Source organism: Bacteroides gallinarum DSM 18171 = JCM 13658, assembly GCF_000374365.1.
GTDB lineage: Bacteria > Bacteroidota > Bacteroidia > Bacteroidales > Bacteroidaceae > Bacteroides > Bacteroides gallinarum.
Map to the genome: position 1 here is coordinate 231,708 of NZ_KB894115.1, position 15,778 is coordinate 247,485.

At 52.0% G+C, this 15,778-nt stretch carries 25 protein-coding genes; all 25 read left to right on the plus strand.

Features of this window, described 5'->3' with window-relative positions; translation table 11 throughout:
* Positions 1-3 precede the first annotated feature (3 nt).
* The 25 genes from C233_RS0101090 to C233_RS0101215 all read left to right on the plus strand — a co-directional run bounded on the left by C233_RS0101090 (position 4) and on the right by C233_RS0101215 (position 15,776).
* On the plus strand, positions 4-324 hold the full coding sequence (locus C233_RS0101090) for a hypothetical protein (protein WP_004303957.1): 321 nt from the start codon (positions 4-6) through the stop codon (positions 322-324).
* A gap of 10 nt (positions 325-334) precedes the next feature.
* Positions 335-514, plus strand: a complete 180-nt coding sequence (locus C233_RS0101095) for a hypothetical protein (protein ID WP_008143020.1) — start codon at positions 335-337, stop codon at positions 512-514.
* A 12-nt stretch (positions 515-526) separates the two neighbouring features.
* Positions 527-772 carry a hypothetical protein gene (locus C233_RS0101100; protein WP_004293638.1) on the plus strand — a complete coding sequence of 82 codons (246 nt, stop codon included), beginning with the start codon at positions 527-529 and terminating at the stop codon, positions 770-772.
* A 28-nt stretch (positions 773-800) separates the two neighbouring features.
* Positions 801-1,448 carry a hypothetical protein gene (locus C233_RS0101105; RefSeq protein WP_018665668.1) on the plus strand — a complete coding sequence of 216 codons (648 nt, stop codon included), beginning with the start codon at positions 801-803 and terminating at the stop codon, positions 1,446-1,448.
* Positions 1,449-1,461: 13 nt separating this feature from the next.
* On the plus strand, positions 1,462-2,130 hold the full coding sequence (locus tag C233_RS0101110) for a hypothetical protein (protein WP_008143024.1): 669 nt from the start codon (positions 1,462-1,464) through the stop codon (positions 2,128-2,130).
* Positions 2,123-3,385: an RNA-directed DNA polymerase gene (locus C233_RS0101115; protein ID WP_008143026.1), complete on the plus strand. Its 1,263-nt coding sequence runs from the start codon at positions 2,123-2,125 to the stop codon at positions 3,383-3,385. Before C233_RS0101110 ends, C233_RS0101115 begins: the two co-directional genes overlap by 8 nt.
* Positions 3,386-4,252: 867 nt before the next feature.
* Positions 4,253-4,732, plus strand: a complete 480-nt coding sequence (locus C233_RS0101125; RefSeq protein WP_004293642.1) for a hypothetical protein — start codon at positions 4,253-4,255, stop codon at positions 4,730-4,732.
* Entirely contained in the window at positions 4,729-5,817 is a 1,089-nt protein-coding gene (locus C233_RS0101130; protein ID WP_018665669.1) for a hypothetical protein, read from the plus strand. Before C233_RS0101125 ends, C233_RS0101130 begins: the two co-directional genes overlap by 4 nt.
* Before the next feature lie 362 nt (positions 5,818-6,179).
* Positions 6,180-6,359 (plus strand): hypothetical protein, encoded by a 180-nt coding sequence (locus C233_RS22110; protein ID WP_004322731.1) that lies wholly within the window; start codon positions 6,180-6,182, stop codon positions 6,357-6,359.
* Between the two features lie 12 nt (positions 6,360-6,371).
* The gene (locus tag C233_RS0101140; RefSeq protein ID WP_004322729.1) at positions 6,372-6,659 is read left to right on the plus strand and encodes a hypothetical protein; all 288 of its coding nucleotides are present in this window, start codon (positions 6,372-6,374) and stop codon (positions 6,657-6,659) included.
* Between the two features lie 13 nt (positions 6,660-6,672).
* Positions 6,673-7,398 (plus strand): hypothetical protein, encoded by a 726-nt coding sequence (locus tag C233_RS0101145; RefSeq protein WP_008860791.1) that lies wholly within the window; start codon positions 6,673-6,675, stop codon positions 7,396-7,398.
* A gap of 11 nt (positions 7,399-7,409) precedes the next feature.
* Positions 7,410-7,994: a hypothetical protein gene (locus tag C233_RS0101150; protein ID WP_008143037.1), complete on the plus strand. Its 585-nt coding sequence runs from the start codon at positions 7,410-7,412 to the stop codon at positions 7,992-7,994.
* Between the two features lie 33 nt (positions 7,995-8,027).
* Entirely contained in the window at positions 8,028-8,264 is a 237-nt protein-coding gene (locus tag C233_RS0101155; RefSeq protein WP_004322721.1) for a hypothetical protein, read from the plus strand.
* Complete coding sequence (locus tag C233_RS0101160) at positions 8,245-9,177, plus strand: hypothetical protein (protein ID WP_008143040.1); 933 nt, start codon at positions 8,245-8,247, stop codon at positions 9,175-9,177. The genes C233_RS0101155 and C233_RS0101160 overlap by 20 nt, the downstream gene beginning before the upstream one ends.
* The gene (locus C233_RS0101165) at positions 9,177-9,524 is read left to right on the plus strand and encodes a hypothetical protein (RefSeq protein ID WP_008143041.1); all 348 of its coding nucleotides are present in this window, start codon (positions 9,177-9,179) and stop codon (positions 9,522-9,524) included. The genes C233_RS0101160 and C233_RS0101165 overlap by 1 nt, the downstream gene beginning before the upstream one ends.
* Before the next feature lie 51 nt (positions 9,525-9,575).
* Positions 9,576-9,794 (plus strand): hypothetical protein, encoded by a 219-nt coding sequence (locus C233_RS0101170; RefSeq protein ID WP_004293651.1) that lies wholly within the window; start codon positions 9,576-9,578, stop codon positions 9,792-9,794.
* A gap of 1 nt (position 9,795) precedes the next feature.
* Positions 9,796-10,005, plus strand: coding sequence for a hypothetical protein (locus C233_RS0101175; protein ID WP_004293652.1), 210 nt, complete (start codon positions 9,796-9,798; stop codon positions 10,003-10,005).
* 59 nt (positions 10,006-10,064) lie between these two features.
* Positions 10,065-11,087, plus strand: a complete 1,023-nt coding sequence (locus tag C233_RS0101180; protein ID WP_004293653.1) for a hypothetical protein — start codon at positions 10,065-10,067, stop codon at positions 11,085-11,087.
* Between the two features lie 2 nt (positions 11,088-11,089).
* Positions 11,090-11,626 (plus strand): hypothetical protein, encoded by a 537-nt coding sequence (locus C233_RS0101185; protein ID WP_004293654.1) that lies wholly within the window; start codon positions 11,090-11,092, stop codon positions 11,624-11,626.
* A gap of 15 nt (positions 11,627-11,641) precedes the next feature.
* Positions 11,642-11,857, plus strand: coding sequence for a hypothetical protein (locus C233_RS0101190; RefSeq protein WP_004303944.1), 216 nt, complete (start codon positions 11,642-11,644; stop codon positions 11,855-11,857).
* 21 nt (positions 11,858-11,878) lie between these two features.
* A complete protein-coding gene (locus C233_RS0101195; RefSeq protein ID WP_004293656.1) occupies positions 11,879-12,691 on the plus strand; it encodes a hypothetical protein in 813 nt (270 codons plus the stop codon).
* A complete protein-coding gene (locus tag C233_RS0101200; protein ID WP_004293657.1) occupies positions 12,670-13,455 on the plus strand; it encodes a hypothetical protein in 786 nt (261 codons plus the stop codon). Before C233_RS0101195 ends, C233_RS0101200 begins: the two co-directional genes overlap by 22 nt.
* 69 nt (positions 13,456-13,524) lie before the next feature.
* Positions 13,525-14,424 (plus strand): DUF932 domain-containing protein, encoded by a 900-nt coding sequence (locus C233_RS0101205; RefSeq protein WP_004293658.1) that lies wholly within the window; start codon positions 13,525-13,527, stop codon positions 14,422-14,424.
* An 11-nt stretch (positions 14,425-14,435) separates the two neighbouring features.
* Positions 14,436-15,026, plus strand: a complete 591-nt coding sequence (locus C233_RS0101210) for a tyrosine-type recombinase/integrase (protein WP_004293659.1) — start codon at positions 14,436-14,438, stop codon at positions 15,024-15,026.
* An 81-nt stretch (positions 15,027-15,107) separates the two neighbouring features.
* Positions 15,108-15,776 carry a hypothetical protein gene (locus C233_RS0101215; protein WP_004293660.1) on the plus strand — a complete coding sequence of 223 codons (669 nt, stop codon included), beginning with the start codon at positions 15,108-15,110 and terminating at the stop codon, positions 15,774-15,776.
* Positions 15,777-15,778: the final 2 nt, after the last annotated feature.

Sequence of the window (15,778 nt, forward strand, 5' to 3'; positions counted from 1 at the left end):
GCCATGTTCATAGACGAGAGGACACAAAACCGCCTCCATGCCGTGCCGGGAGAGAGTATCTCCCACGGCACGATGCGCACGCAGGACCTGATTCCGGCGTTCTTGGACGTTATCCGTGACACACCGGAGTACGTGCAGGTGATGAATGCCATCCCCGCCCATGCCATGGAGGACAAAGAAGCAGACTGGTGGAACAGCGATGACGCGGCGGGATTGCTGGAATCGCTGTTCGACACGCTCGATAGTTACTCACCGGAGGGGTACTATTTCGGTGCTCATCTCGGTGACGGGTCCGATTACGGATTTTGGAAAATGGACAAGTGAATGTCGGAACATGGTACGGATTACAAAAGACAAGCGGCATGACATTCTCAAAGACGGGATTTGTATCGGGCAAATCTATCTTGCCCGTGCCGAAAGCAGGAAATTAAGATACTGGGCAATCTCTTGCATGAGTGGAATCGGCTTCAACACTTTCAATGAAGCCCGCAGTTATGCCAAGGATTTCCTTTAATAAAAGAATCGCATGAAAAATTGGATACAACAGATGCTTTTGTGGCGTAAAAAGACGGACAAGGGCAGAATGACACTCGGAAAGGTGCAGAAAGAGTATCGCGAGAATGACGTATGCATGGGAGAACTCCTTGATGCCCTTCCCGCCGACGGCCTTTCCATAGAGGAAGCTTTCGAGCTGGCTATCACCGCCAAGAAGTGGGCGGACGGAGACCGTTTCTACCGGAGTATCAACGATGGAGAACCAGAAGAATTGTAAGGTAAATAACAATAAACAATAATGACAAATGAGCAGATATGATTTTATAAGATTCGGCGGCTTTGTCAACTGGGCGGACGAGGACACGGACACGTTCCGGAAAATGAAAGTCTGCCTGCCGGTAAAGGAGCCTGTCGAAGATGACACGAAAATAGGACTGATTTCCACGGACGAGGACAATCCGGAAGAAATCGCGGTTTCCTATTCCGTCAGGGCAGCCGAACTCATCCCTTGGACGGACTCATTCCAGGAAGGATACTGGAAAGCCCTGATAGTGGCAGAGGCAAACGGAGCAGGCACGGACGTATTGCTGCCCATGCTCAAAGATGCCGGACTATGCCTGATGGAATGTGTCTTCCTGATGCTCCGGAGCGATGCCTGCAAACTGTTTCCGGTCCTGTGCCGGCTGTTCCCGGAAGTGGAGGAAATGTTTGAGATTATCACATGGAATGACAGGGAATATTTTGTCAGGGAACTGACGCTGTTCCGTGGAACGGGCGGGGAATACAAAACCCTAGTCTCTGTAACGGGTCTGCAAGACGTGCTGGTCGGCAAAGACGGCGCACCCATATCGGACGAGGCGGAGGCCGTGGACCGGAAAATCTGCTGTTACTTCACGGACGAGGAGTTCCTGCTGCCGGAAGAGCGGCTTGTAGCCCTTGCGGAGGATGCGTGAGAAATCATAATGTATGTACAAAGACCAGAAAATGAATAAAAGAATGAACAAACAGCAAACCACTCCCGTTACCGACACTTTTAAGGGGATGCTACTTATGTCAATGGGTGTCCCTGTAGGAAACATCCGTCCCTACCGTTTGAAGTCGGCACCTTCCTGCCTCGGCGGTTTCGAGCGCATGAGCGTAGCGGCAGCACGAGCCTCGGGAATGGATATCCCGGAGACGGAGAAAGAGAACGATGAAGTTTACATATGCCGCTTGGGACCCGCCGTCTTCCATAAATGGATGCCTGTCTGGATGTTCGAAACCGCTTTCGAACCGGTTCCCGAGCAGAGACGCGGTGACCGCATCCGAACACTTACGGAAGAGATGAACAACCATCACGTGGCGGAGAAAGCCCTGAATGAAAAATGTTACGCCCTGTCCGTGGAGCTGCTTTCCGAGTGTGGCGGCAGCCTTGATGACAACGGTGAACAATCCTCGACCTATCTCCATGTTGTGGACCGTGACCCCGTGGAACTGGTCATCACGAACGCGTCGCTCCGGAAAGACGGGAAAATCTTCATCATGGGTTACAGTTACTACACGGGCGAGGAGTACGAGCAGGAATGTGACGTAGAATCCGGCATGGACATACTGAATTTTATCCTTTCCCAAAAAAGTTTTGAGTGCTATGAATGAAGACAAGATATTGCAAATGTTCTTCGACATAGGCCAGTGGACGAAGGCCATTGAGAAAGGCGTGCTGAAAGACATTAGGAAAGACCAACTTATTCGGCTGACCGACGAGCATACCCGTATGGCGATGGCCTATGCCATGCGCCGGGGAAAGTACGAGATTTCCCCTCCCCACACGGCGCAGATACCCAAGGACAACGGTGAGTTCCGCACAGTGTACGTAAACGAGCCGATGGACCGCGTAGTACTGGGTATCGCCAACGACCTGCTCTTCGAGTTGATGCCGGAGATGCTGCACTCTTCGTGCAAGTCCTACCAGACCGGTATAGGGTGCGGCAAGGTAGTTACGGAAGTCAGCCACCGGATGACAGAAACCGGCAATAGCGGCTGTCTGGGCTGGAAGTCCGACCTTTCCAAATACTTCGACAGTGTTCCGATACGGTTCATCGACGAGGCGTTCGACAAGGTGGAGGCCAAACACGGCCAGTCTGCCCTGATAGACGTACTTAGGAAATATTACCACTCGGACCTCTATTTCGATGAAGATAACCGGTTGCAAAGCAAGTATCAATCCTTGAAACAGGGTTGTGCTGTGGCTAGCTGGCTGGCGGATGTACTGCTCTACGACCTAGACAGGGAACTGTCACAAATGAACGGCTACTACGTCCGGTATTCCGACGATATGCTTTTTATCGGCAAGGATTATGAAAAAGCGATGGACACACTCCAAAAACGCCTGGAAGATAAATCCATGAAGCTAAATCCCAAGAAAGTGGAATACCTGGCAGCCGATGTCTGGTTCAAGTTCTTAGGATTCAGTATCAAGGGCGGCATGGTCTCGCTCTCGTCATCACGCATCAAGACCTTCCAGCACGAGATCGAGCGGCGGACAATCCGCTGCCGGGACACGACACTGGCAAAAGCCGTGGACGCCGTGAACCGTTACCTGTACAAGGGCGAGTTCAGCTGGGCGATACAGGTATTGCCGGTCTGTAATGTGAAGAGTGACCTCAACGAGCTGAACAAGTTCGTGATGGACTGCTTTAGAGCCATTCAGACGGGCAGGTGCAAGATCGGCGGTCTGGGATATGTCCGAACCAAACCGGATGGCTGCATCGTCCGGGGACGGGGACGCAACGTGAAGGCCAACCGCGATAAAACAGACCGGGACATACCGGGTTACCTGACTGTCGGCTGCATGCGTAACGCCCTTCTGACCAGCCGGGCGGTGTACAACACGCTGGTGGCATCGCTATAAGTTACGCCGGGCACACGGCAGAACGGGTGGACGGGCAGGCTATTCAACGTTACAGGCTTATAACCAGAATCCATATCGAGATTAACCGGTCTAACACCCGGTTAATCCCATCTCGATTCTGGCTGCGCCTGTAATGTATCGGGAAATTAAAGTCATGTGCCGTCTGTCCCGCACCCGTTACCGGAGCACACCGGGAAAGTTCAAGGAATAGGTTTGGGCATCGCGTACCAACGTCTTCTTTCCGAGTCTGAAGGCGGCTGACCGTCGCCTTCGGACTCCGCAGAAGACCCATACGCGGGATACATCGGAAGCATAAAGCCATGTGCCGGTATTATGAGAACTTTCAGTCTTTTCCAGCACGGGAACGTGCGGTTCGGGGGAATGGATTCAGCCTGCTGTCCCCGATAAGCCCGTCTCGCGCCGTCGTATCCCTAACGTTATACGACGGCGCCATTCCGGCTTCCGCCACAGCAGACATCGGACCTGTAAAGGAACGTGCCGGCATTCCGGGAACCGCAAAAAGAACAGCACAGGGCAAAGGGGGCAAGGCCGGGATTTCAACAGAGCCGCAATTCACACGGCTGGAGCCTGTGTCATCTCCTGCTAACACGACAGATGACACAGGTTCCAGCTGTACTCGCGGCCCGTATCAGGTTTTTAAAGGGATGTGCCGTCCGGATGAGTCCCCTGAACAGAAGGTAGCGCGACCGCATATGCACGAGGGACCCAAATTCAAGATACAGTATTCAAGCTTGGTCCTGAGCCAGGCAACTACCTGGTTCAGGACCGAAGTCCTACTGTATTTATCAGGACTATAAAGATACGCGCTAGGGGTTTGAGTGCCATTAATTGTAAACAGGTGAGAAAATGGAAGATATTTACCGAGAAACCGTCACCGCCATAGAGAACGGCGCAAATTTCCGGATTGATTTCCAGTCCAGAAGTTTAAAAGTAAACGGGAGACACATGATACGGAACGGCAGGTATGATGGCGCTCCGTGGTTGCCGGAGTACGGCTGCGGGGATTTTTTCACGGATGTGGAGGAGCTGTACCGCCGCTATAAACATTCGATACCATCGGAGCGCAGCCAGAGCAAGTCCCGCCGGTATTTCATGGCATTGCCCGAAAGTGACCTCGAGGACGGGGACATGCTGTACGGGCAACACCGGGATACCGCGCAATTCGAGCTGGAATTCTATATCCTCTGCCGGATTATAGGCGGGTTCACATGGAATCCCGAAACGATGGGCAAATGGTTCTGGCAAAGCGAAAAAGACAAGGACCTGGTGATACTCAGAAAATGGGTGGAACCCGGAAGTAATCAACTATTAACAAATTCACAATGAGCAGAAAGAAACAAAAAACAAAAGTCCTGTGCCCCGGATGCGGCACGGAATTCGCCATCGCGGACAAGGAATTTGCCGCCACGGGCACCGTTATCGGCAAGAATTCGGATTTGGGCACCGTCTATCCGGTGGTGGCCGGCCATAATTCTCCCGCCGGACTTCCCAAAGGGGCGCGGGAGCGTATCGAGGCACTCCGCGGTGCCGGTGTGGACGTGAGCTGCCTGTTCGCCATGCAGGGAGCCGAGGGCGGCGAGTATATCGCCTCCAACAAAGACGGGAAACTTACCATCCTGGATGACAACGACCCGATATTCGGCAGCATCATGGCACAGGGTACCGTTCCCAACAACCGACTCTTCCGCCGGTGGGTCATGGCACAAATGTTCCATATGATGTCATACACGCATTACCGTGAAAAAGAGCCGGCAGGGGTGACCGAGATGATTCACCGGAAAGGCTATGATTACCAGTGGAAAATGCTCTTGAACGAGCTGCACGCCCAGATGAAGATGGAACACAAGGACATCACGGGTTTTGCCGAGAGAAACCGCTGGTTCAACCGTGATGTGGTTTTGGCCATCGCGAGCGACTATGTCAACGCGCTGAAAAAACACGTGGGCAACCTGGAAACAAGAAAATGCAAGGGAGTTCCCTACAAGCGTATACACGGCCGTAATATTTTCGTGGAGGACCTGCAATCCAAACTGTACTACCCGCTTTCCATCGCGATAACCCACATCAGGCACGCGTTGGACGCCACACAGCTTTACAACGCGGTCAGACAGTTCAATGACCGTCGTATCCGGCTGCCATGGGGCACTCCTCAAAGCAAGGCATGGATGGATGCCTATAAGGGAGCCGGGGCGTTCTTTACCATGCAGAACCTGATTCGTTTCCACGGTTGCACGGCTGTCAATGACCGGGGTCGGCGTCTGGACAAGTACCAGTCACTGGCGTTCCTGTCAGCCAAGGCGGAAGAGTATAAAAACGGAGAAGGCTGGCGGTTGCTGGCAGTCCTGAAAAAAATGCTGGCGGACAACAATATCAACATCAAAAAGAAGATGGCGGCATGGCGTAAGAAATAGGCCGTCATCTCCATCCGCCCGGTAGGCGGCACGGTGTGGCGGGTCAGAATAAATTAGTACTCCCTCCATTGAAATGATGCTCATCCCTGTTAACACAAGATGAGCATCTTTCAATGGAGGCATTACATCGAAAACGTAAAGAGATGCCCCTGTTTGACGACCACACCGCTATTCTAATCAAAACGACATAATCCTTTATACGATGAGCAAGAAACAACTACGACGCAGGGCCTACCTGCTGTACCGGTTACGAAAACAGGGTATCCGATGCCTGACACGTTGCCGGACCATCTTCTACCCTTACGGGGAGGATCCTAAATCAGTACCGCAGATCTGCAGCCTGATAAGCGAATTCCATTTCCATGTCCAGTTTGAAATACCCGCCTGACATGAAACCGGGAGACATTGCAACGCTGAAAGTGCCCTACAAGGGCTATCGCCGTATAGAGCTGTTGGAACGGCTCCAATACACCTGGCTGGTACGCATCTGCGAGAGCGGGAAGGAGATCGAGGTCTATGAAGACGAGTTCGAAACGGATTAAAGGCACGGAACAATGAAAGGAGAACAACAGGAAGAACGCATACCGAACTTTATCGGCAATGCCGTCATTATCCTCACAGCCGCCCATCTGGGCTGCGAGGTGGAGATGCTCGCCACCGCACAGGAGGTGTGGCGGACGAAACGCCTGCCCGAGGCGGTACTGCTGGGCATGTACGAAAAGGCCGCATGCGATGCCGTGTCGGCTGTCCGGAAGAGAGGTCTGGCGGAACAGGCTGACCGTCTCGGAGAGATATTTTACAGGACGGGGGAATTTCCCCCGCCGGAAGAAGACAATACATAAAAAGGAGTAACAAATGAAAACAAGGACTTTTCAGGAAATATATGATTTCTGCCGTACGGACGATACCTACCGGAGCTATTTCGAGGCATCGGACGAGTCCCGCATTACCGGAGCAAGGGCAAGAAAGTACTATTACGGCGACATCCGCCGAGGCCAGTGCCGCGTGGGGACATTCATCTACTGCCAGTCGATGCGGCAGCTTGAAAGGTTCCTCGAGGGCGCAAGGCAGGACCACTACATCCATGTTGACCCGCCGGCCTGCCGGGAAGTGAGCCTCAAGGACGATATGTTCCCCGGCCAGACCGCCTATATCGTGGTACATGTCAGGAGGCAGGGTGTGCAGATTGAAATCGAACACCCGTTGCATGGTGGATGGGTGCATTTCACGGCACGCTCCCACCGTCCCTTCACCAGGGAGGGAATCATAGCCGAGGCGAAGTCCTACATTGACAGCCACATCCTGCTGGCACCGGGAAGATACCGGGACTTGCAGCTGGAACATATGGTTTCCAAGGAACAGTTCCCCGCATGGTACAGGCAGTATAAAATGAGGCTGCACGACCGGGCGGAAGCCGAACATCGGGATATGGTGGACAGATACAGGCACAGGAACGACCTTACCTACGGAGAAGCCCGTGACATGCTCGCGGCTTCGGGTATATTCTTCGACCTGAACTGCGACGAGTTCGAGCGGGACGAGATTACGGAACAATTTGTAAGACTTTGTAACAAAACATAATACCCAGGCAAATGAATCTATATAATCAAATCAAATATAACGGGTATCGCATCAACATCTATTATGATGATGACGCCCGAAGCCCGCGTGAAGCGTATGACAATCTCGGTACGCTTTATACGGCACATCGTCGCTACCGCCCGGAGAAGGAGTTTGATGACCACTTCGATATCGACAAGGTTTTTGAAGGGCATATCGGAAATTTCCGGGAATCGTTCCTGAAGGAATATATCGCCCTGCCGGTCTACCTCTACGACCATGGCGGCATTACAATATCCACCTCGCCGTTCAGCTGCCCGTGGGATTCCGGATTTTTCGGAATCATCGCGGTACCGTTGGACAAGGTGCGCCGGGAATACGGGTGGAAGAACATCACCGCGAAACGCAGGAAGCGGATCGAGGGATACCTACAAGACGAAATCAGTACCCTTGACAACTACTATACCGGGGAAGTTTTCGGGTATCGCATCATGCCGGAAAGTGACGATGACAATGAACTGGACAGTTGTTGGGGATTCTATGGTACGGAATGTATGAAAGAACTGGAAGCCGAATGCAGGCATATTATCGACGGGCAGAACAAAGCGGCAGCATAAAATAGAAAAATACGCATAATAACTGGAAATACAATGAAGACATCATACGGACTTGAATTTGACACGGTAACAGAAATCAATCCTGAATGGAGCGACTATGACAAGACGATAGCAGGATGTCACCTGGCCAATGCCAGGGTGGTCATCGTGGATACGGAATACGGGCAACCGATAGACAATGAGCATGACCTTGAAGAAATCTACCGGATTCTCGAAAAGAAAAAGACAGGCCATACTAAAAATGAACGACATGGAAGAAAAACGAGATAACAAGGAAATCAGGGTACGCCTGCACCATATCGACCGTGGAAACTGCACGGAAGTATGGGAGGTGCAGACAGAGAAGGGGAAGCCCAGACGCTATCTGGGACGTGACGACGGTTATGGACCGAAGGAGTGGTACACGCTCTGCGATGCTCCCTACGGCTATTGCGAACGCGACTGCCATGTGAGGGAGGACCTCACCCTCATTGTCTGCGACAAAGATTGGAACGAGGTGTTGCGAGACGGAACGGACAGGGAACGCTTTCCTGAAAGTTTCCCTTCACTGGATGAAGCCTGCAACGAGGCATGGAGCAAGGTCGTGAAAGTGCTTCCGCATGTCACGCACAAAGGTTTCGGGCAGTGGATCACCAAACAGTCATTCCTCCCGCTCAGCCAGACCGAAGAATTGAATTGGCGGGATAGCTACTATGAGGAAGAAGCGAGTGAGATACTCTCACGTTTTACATGGATCGGTGAAGAGTATGCCATATTCAAGGTTACCCAGAGGCACACCAAGTGCGACGCCCAATGGTACGAGTATTACGCGGGGAAGACAAACCGGCAGGAACACGAGTGGTATACCCGTTTCTTCGGTTACGAGTACCATGACCGGCATATCAGCGACGTACTCCGGACACTCGGAAGGCGGTGCGACGACATCATCCGTACTGCGGTGGAAACCCGCACGGACCACTATTACGGGCGTACGGTTTCCTGTTTCATGGACGAGTTCATCGGTTACGACCTGTCCCATGAACAGGTCCGTGACGCCAAGGAATGCAGATTGCGCAAGGCACGGGAAGACTACGACGAAGCGAACGCCTACTATTACAAACTGAAAGAGAATGAGGAAAGCATCCGTGGTATCGAATTGATGCTGCACTGCATAAGACAACAAATCCGAAAAATGAAAAGATAATGGCCAGAAAACTACATGTAGCCAGAGTTTGGCAAATCGAATACAAATATCCGGGTATGTATGGCGGGGACGGTCAGGATATCTTTTATGATATCCTGACAATGTTCGAAGTTGATAACTCCGCAGAAGACGCCTATACCGATGACTTCGAAATAGCCCGTTCGGGTCTGCAGCAGCTAAGAAAACATATCTCAGAACAGGATGAAACCTTCCGGCAGAATGCCGAAGAATTTTATTCCTGCCTGGCAAAGGTCGGGATGGACCGGGAAAAGTTTATCGAAGTACTCGATTGTCTAATCAACGGCAGTGACCAAAGCGATGCCTATGTGCATGTCTCATGGTTTTAATGATATGCCATGAAGGCGTTTCGAGCAAACCTGCCGTAACATCAAACCTGTATGAAACCTAAAGATAACGGGCTGGCCAACCTTCATGACCGGAAACGTGAGGAACGCGGTTTCTGCTGCATGCAACTGATCATATTCCTTACAGACAATGGAGTGAAGAGCTGGGATGAATGGCACCGGGCGCATACCGACGCGGCCCGGGGCGAATGCAGATACCGCAAGCGGTGCCCGGTTTATGGACGTAGCAAACATTTAATGAACAATAAATAATATGGTACTTAATATTGTAAAAAACGACCTGCCTGCCTCATGCATTGCAGAATATGTAAGATGCGTATTTGACAATGCCAAAGTAAACATCAAAGATGAAAATGCAGTATCCGTCGACATCGAAGTGACCGGAAAGAACGAGCTGCACTCTTTGGAAGGATTAAAAGAGTTGGAATACTATTTTAAAGATTATGACATAAGAATATGGTGACCGCCATGCAACGGGCGGCAAACCGGAAATTGTTCAACTACAGATAAAAAACAAGCAACATGGAACAGGAAAAACCTACAAAGCCGGAAACAGACAGAACCTTTCCGGAAGACGATGACACACTTTACCGTGAAATGACAGTGCACATGCCCCGCTGCTATTTTCCGACTTCGCTAGGCGAGAACAGTATCCTCAAATTTGCCGGAGAGGAATTCCGCCGCGTCAAGAATATTGTCTGCCGGCGCTACAACTTTAACGAGGACAAATATATCCGGGAGAACGCCGGCGTATCCCCTTTCGACTCTGTTCGAGGCAACTTCGAGCAGGAAGTGTACAGACGTCTCCGTAAGGATTATGCGCACCTCAGTATCATCTCCATCAGAAGATCACTTATGGAGAAAATCCGCGACGCCGTGAAGAAGGAGAACAACATCATCGGCACGTTCTACCGCAACTGCGGCGTACATTACCGGGAGGCGGAATCAGCGGAGTATGAAACCTCCCCGATAGTGGTGGTCCACAATTCCGCTTTTTACGGATACGGCGGTTATGAAAGTGCGACCGTTTATGAACTTTTCATCGACGGGAACGGCAAACTGCTCTGCACGCTCAACGGCGAAGCCGGCGAGGATTTCGATGAGCCCATCGGACAGGTACAGACCGAGGGATTGCTTGAGATTGCCCACTGGCTGGAAGAACACGGGTTCATCTCCGCTGATGTCAATGACGACGAGATTGTCGTATGCGAGGGGTGCGGTTCAGACAATATACAGACCCAGGCATGGGTGGATCCGAATGCCCGTACATTCATCGGTACCACGGGTATAGACCGCTATGATAACTGGTGCGACGAATGCGAGGACCATCAGCCATTCTGTACTTTAAAAGAGTTCAAAGAACGCATGGAGGAATGGTGGAACTCGTTGGACGCAAATCAAATGGAACAGATCACGGGTTGCCGTCAGGACAAGTGTCCGGCCGGAGACAACCATCAGGGGTTTGCCGAAACCTGCAATGAATGGTGGGAAAACAAGGGCTATGACGAGAAACGTAAAATCTGGAAAGAACATAATGACTGCTGATTATGATTTACAATCTTCTTAAACGCATACAGAACCTGTTGGCTTCCAAGCCGTCCGGGACAAAGGAGGAACAGGAAATCCTGAGTCTGGTCAGCCAGGCGCTTCCTGCAATGCTCAATGGGCATGATACGGAAACACTTGCCGCCAATGAGCTGCTGGTACGGATATGCCCCGACACCAAACGGCCGGTCCTCGTATGCCATAACGGCAACGGGCAGTGCCTGTGCCTGCACAATGGGACGACGGAAGAGGATGCCGTCGACGTGGACTTATGGCTGCGTTCCAACGGTAGAGAGTGTAACGGCTACAACAAGTTGCAGGAGGCTGTCGTGGACCTTGCCTACAATGCCGGGGCGGACAACCTGTGGGAGGACAGGGACTCCCGTGCCGTCAATGCCGAGATCGTCCAGTGGGCGGAAGAATTCGAGACTGAGCATGCGGGCACTGATTGGGATGCGGAGGACTACTTCCTTGCCATCGACAGGTTTTACAAGGAAAAGACAAAACAAATGAATCCGGTTACAATACCGGCGAACTGAAAAAATGGCAACCGAATGGACAAGGAAATTGCAGAAGAAATCATCCGGGAAAACCGTTATCCGTCCGGATATGACATACAAGACTATCTGTTTGACAATGAGGATACTGTGCTTTCTCTGGAGGACGGAACGGAGCTGCTTGATGACTTCGACCTCTGGAAAGAACGTTCCGACCTCGAACTTGAAAAAATCATGGACCGGAACTACTGGTCCTCGACTGGTGGATATTAGATTAAAAACAGGAATATAATTATGGTAAGAGAACTTTATCAACGGCTCAGGGAATATTTCAACAACTTACCCGAACCGACAGAAGAGGAAAGACAATTTATCCGGGAGCTGAACGCCGGGTATTTCCCTATCACGTCCGTCCACCGCGATGACCTGGAAGGACAAGGTTTCGATGTGGAAAAGATCAGCGATGACGACATGCAGAATCTGGCGGAAAAGATGGCCGACGATTACTGCGAACAGTTGTTCTGGCCCAGCATGGAAATCATTGCCGGAGAAATCCTGAGTTTCCCGAAAGTAAAAACAAAAGACATTATCTGTCCGAAATGCAATTCGGAAAATATCCGTTATGATATTCACGAAAGTCGGTTCCACTGCGGCGAGTGTTCCCTGGCATGGGATGACAAGTTATATGCACTCGTGGAATTTCCCGAGGAAAGTGCTCCTTTCGAGGAAGAAGGAACCGGTTATCCGGCATGGGGAAGCGGGGAGAACGGGGCGCTTTACGTGCCCGAGGAAGACTATATACGCCATACCGGCAAATCTCCCGAACGGGACAAGTGTTACCGTGCCGTGTGTTGGCCGGACTCCCAGAAATACATGGGAACGAAAGGTTGTGAACCCATACAGGATGAAAACGGGATACGGGATTTCGGCACATCGGCATACTGGGTGCCGCTGCTTCTGACGGAAGAAGCGGCAGAGCGACGAATGGACAAGAAAAAGGTACCGGTATGCCCCGAATGTGGGGGCACAGATATTGACATTCTGAGTGACGAGGGCGTGGCCGTATGCAATGACTGCTGCCTTGAATGGCCTTACGCGGAGGATTGAGAATGGAAACGGTAGATGTTTATACGGAACGAGGCGACCTGGTCACCTGTTCCGATTGCGGCAAGGTGATGCTCCTGCCGTATGGAGCGGATAAATGTCCCGCCTGCAAGAAAGAAGGTTGCCTGGTATGGACGGACGAAAGCTTGCGGGAAGCCGACATCGACTCCCTGCTCGAGAGGCACTGTAACCTGCACCAGAAGAGCGAACTGCAACCGGAGGAGTATCTTTCACTTTCCATACTGGTGACCGAGTATATTCCATATCTGGCCGATAAACCGCAGACAGCGCGTGAAACCCTGTTCCTACTCCTTGAAACCGGCTCTCTTTTCGAGAAATACTGGCGGGATACAAGATGCTTCCAATCCGAAAATATCTACACGCCCGCCATCAAGACACTGCTTGACAAACTGGACGTGAAACTGCGAGAGGGCGACACGATTCCGGTAGAATACCAGGATTGCCGCTCCCTGGAGGACTTCTTCAGGGTCGTTGCCGGCGAGCGTCCGGCAAAGGAAGAGGTATCGTTTTCTTCAGATAAGGAGGGAAACTATTATTTCAACGGACGCAAGGTCAAGGTGGAAAATTCTGACGAGTACGCCTACCGCCTGCTGAAAACCAAAATACAGACGAGCTACCGGCGTCCGGTAGATTTTTACTTCCGCTTCCTTGCCCGTTTCGGACCATACGGAACTTATGGCAACGTGTATTACCCGAGTATCACGGACCTGATATGCAGGCGTTACCTGCCTGAAACCGCAAAATGAATTCCGGAAAGGCGATGGACAACGGTTCACCGCCTTTCTTATTGTATAACTTTTTTAATATCAATCATTATGGCAACAGCATTAGCAACAACGGCCGCCCCCGTGCAGTTCGATTTCCAGAACAACAACGTCGAGGTGATGACGCTCGACACGCTCCGGCGCACACACAAGGAAAATGACATCTATGGCAACCCGCTCAAGGGAATCTACCATTACGAGGTGATAGAGCGCATGGCGGACATCTGCCAGAAACACAACCTGAATTACGAGGTGGAGGAAATCTTCGCCGCCCAGAACAAGAACAAGGCACAGCCCGGCGTGGTCGTCCTGCCCCAGGTGGAACAAAAGTACGGGGCGATGGCCGTCGAGGCGCATATCCTGCGCCGCGTTTATACGACCATCCGCATTAAGGAATGGGAAACGGACGAGCTGACCACGACGCTTGTCATCGCCTTCCATCAGGACGGCATCCAGGCGGCCATCGGCCCGTGCGTCAGGGTGTGCCACAACCAGTGCATCCTCTCCCCCGAACGCAGTGTGTCGAACTACGGGAAAGACAAAGTCACCACCGAAGAGCTTTTCGGTCGTGTAGACGAGTGGCTCTCGAACTTCGAGGTACAGATGAACGAGGACAGGGAACGCATCCGCCGCCTGAAAGCGAAAGTAATTACCCCGGTGGAGATGTACGCCTACATCGGATTGCTGACAGCATTGCGCGTATCGCATGACAGTTCCGACAAGCGTCTTTCGTCCAAGGTGGAGACCTATCCCCTGAACCAGTCCCAGATTTCCATCTTCACCGAGGACCTGCTCAAACTCACCGAAGAGAAGAAGACGCTCACGGCGTGGGATATCTATAACGTGGCAACCGAAATCTACAAGCCCGGACGTACGGACATTCCGGCCATGATTCCCCAGAACGGGGCGCTGGCCGAGCTGATGCTCTCGGAAGGGTTGCCGGAATCTTAAAAGGCTGCCACGTGACAAGAATCAAGGGACAACTGACGACAGCCGACTACCTGCCCATAGCGGAATATAACAGGCTGGTCCGCGGGCTTGAGAAGGACGGCGAGTACCTGTGGGAGACCTACTGCTGGCTGTCGTTCTGCACGGCATGCAGGGCCTCCGACGTGAGGACCCTGCGCTGGAAAGACATCTTAGGAAAAAGCACCATGACCCGCATCGAGCAGAAAACAAAGAAAAACCGCCTGATCAAGTTCAACAGGGACGTGCAGGAGAAGAACCGTTTCCTGTACGAGATGCTCGGACAACCCGCCCCCGAACAGTACATCTTTCTCAGCCCGCGTACCGGGAAACCTTACTCGCTGGAATACATCAACAGGCTGCTCAAGGTATTCAAGGTAAGGTACAGGCTGCCGATCAGGGCATTCTCCACACATACCTTCCGCAAGACTTTCGGGCGCTATGTCTACGAGCTGATGGGACGCTCGGCCGAGGGCCTGATCCTGCTCAACCAGATATTCCGCCATTCCAACCTGGAAACCACCCGGCGCTACATCGGGCTGGCGCAGGAGGACATCGACAAAGTGTTCGATTCCATACGTCTATGAGAATATTTTCAACGATGCCCGGAACCCGAGCGGGAGGTTCCGGGCTATGCTTTATATAACATATCAAAATCAGAACTGTAAATGGACACACCGATATATATCGACACATACTTCCGCGTCGAGTCCGGCTATGACGGCGGTCGCATGCCGGAAGAGAAAGCCGGACGCTTCTTCGACGAGGTAAAGCGCCTTTTCACGGAAACAGGGTTCAGCATCAAGGAAAACAAATACAAAGACGGTTGTCCCGAGGTGTATCTCGGAAAGACATGCCTGTACTGTCATCCCCAATCGTTATCGGGCCCTGTTCTTAAAGAGCACATGGAGCTTATCGAGAAGATTCTGGCACAAGGAACGACCTTCCGGTACCTACGTACTGACACTTACGGCGAGATTCTCGACCTGACGGAGGAGGAAGAACTCGCGTATTACCACAAGACTCATGACATGACTATCGGGGGTGTCTTTCTCGACGCCTTCCGCACCAAGCGCCGGAACCTGTACAAGAGCCGGGAGCAGGTGCTGGAAATACTCGTCGAAAAGCTGCGTGTCAAGACACTCCGTGGGAAGTCCGTTTATTCGAACACCTCCCCGGCATACCGTTATATCAGGGAAATGTACGGGAAAATGGTGTCCGAAGGACGGCTCGTCGAGGGATGCAAGCAAACCGCTTCCGGGAAACTGCCGCTCTGCCGCACGGCAACCGGCAGGGAACTGAAAATGAAAAGACGGGAAGACGACAGGACGGAATGACA